The 1307-nt window shown below is 42.8% G+C and carries 4 protein-coding genes; all 4 read right to left on the bottom strand.

What is annotated here, in order from left to right:
- Positions 1 to 126 precede the first annotated feature (126 nt).
- On the bottom strand, positions 127 to 468 hold the full coding sequence (locus tag QT974_RS32880; protein ID WP_333472557.1) for a type II toxin-antitoxin system PemK/MazF family toxin: 342 nt from the start codon (positions 466 to 468) through the stop codon (positions 127 to 129).
- Positions 455 to 715: a hypothetical protein gene (locus QT974_RS32885; RefSeq protein WP_333472558.1), complete on the bottom strand. Its 261-nt coding sequence runs from the start codon at positions 713 to 715 to the stop codon at positions 455 to 457. The genes QT974_RS32880 and QT974_RS32885 overlap by 14 nt, the downstream gene beginning before the upstream one ends.
- A gap of 10 nt (positions 716 to 725) precedes the next feature.
- Positions 726 to 860 carry a hypothetical protein gene (locus tag QT974_RS32890; RefSeq protein WP_333472559.1) on the bottom strand — a complete coding sequence of 45 codons (135 nt, stop codon included), beginning with the start codon at positions 858 to 860 and terminating at the stop codon, positions 726 to 728.
- Between the two features lie 119 nt (positions 861 to 979).
- On the bottom strand, positions 980 to 1307 hold a 328-nt coding region (locus QT974_RS32895; RefSeq protein ID WP_333472560.1), incomplete at its 5' end, for a TPR end-of-group domain-containing protein.

A 1307-nucleotide genomic window follows, 5' to 3' on the forward strand; every position in this document is an offset into this window, starting at 1 on the left:
TTAGTTATAATCCCATATTGAATGCGGTCATGCTTCGCCCCTACGGATATATTTGTCTTGCACCAGATGCACCCGTTTCTTTCGGAGTCTGTAAGTCGTTTAAGTTTAATTGTCACCTATCAGCTATCACAGACTTAGAAAATCGCATAGTTTTTGTGCAATTTGAGCTTGTGTATCTAATGACAATTCACCCAACTCACGTTGAACAACCACTGTAGAAACAGCCACCAGTTGATGCAGCCCGATCGCAGATGGCACGCGCCACCCCGAAGCAGGAAAGTCAGGATGAGAAGCATCTAATACAATATCTGTTTCCAGTAGATTTGTGGGCAGGCGACTTGTAATATAAGCAAGAATAACATGGCGTCTCGATCCCAAAGGGTTAGTCAAGCAAGCTACTGGACGCAGTTTGTTTGCCGATAAATCATCATAGGGAAACGGTACTAGGAAAATCTTACCCTTGGTCATGGAATGGTTTACCGTCAGCTATAGTATAAATGTCTTCTTTGGGGTCGAGTATCGAACTAAAGTTAGGATCGATCGCTACTGTTTTAATCCATTCTGAGTCCTGGAATGGCTTGCCATCAGCTAAAGTGTAGATATCTTCGGCTGAGTCTTTGAGAGAATCAAAGGCTGGATTTGCGATCGCAGCTTTTAGCAATTCATATTCTTCTAGTTTTGCTTTGTGAATTAGGGCGGCTTCTAGTGCTTCCAATCGCTTCAGGTCAGCATAAGTAATGATAGCAGCGATCGCCTTTCTTTCCTTCTTGTTCTATGACGATTCGTTCTCCAGTATCTTCAACACGGGCGATGAGTTCGGGAAATCTGTCATTAGTTACAGTTACATTTAGTTGAGTCATCGTTTACCTCGCTATTAATCTATCATAAAGTGTTTGTGATGCTGTAGGGGCCGGTTCGCCAACAATGTTTGCTGATAATCGACAATCTCATAAACCCGCCCCCGCCCAATGGCAAATCCCTATCCTTGAATCAAGGCTTGAAACCGAACATCAGATCGAATGCTGTCAAAATCCGAGTCAGTTTTTGCCATTTCTCGGTATTTGTCAGGATTTAGATTAATTGCACGCTGCAAGTTTTGAATAGATAAGTCAGCTTGACCGTGTAACGCATAGCAGCAAGCTTTATTATAAAATGCAGATGTGTCATCTGGTTTGATTTCTAAGGCTTTGTCGTAGGAGGCTATAGCTTCTTCCAACCTGCCTAAATTACCCAATGCATTGCCCCGATTGTTCCAGGCTTCGTGTAAATCTGGTTTGAATTCTAAGGCTTTGTCGTAGGAGGCTATC

Origin of the sequence: Microcoleus sp. BM001215392 (assembly GCF_036700185.1) — a bacterium.
In the GTDB taxonomy this organism is placed as follows: Bacteria; Cyanobacteriota; Cyanobacteriia; order Cyanobacteriales; family Microcoleaceae; genus Microcoleus.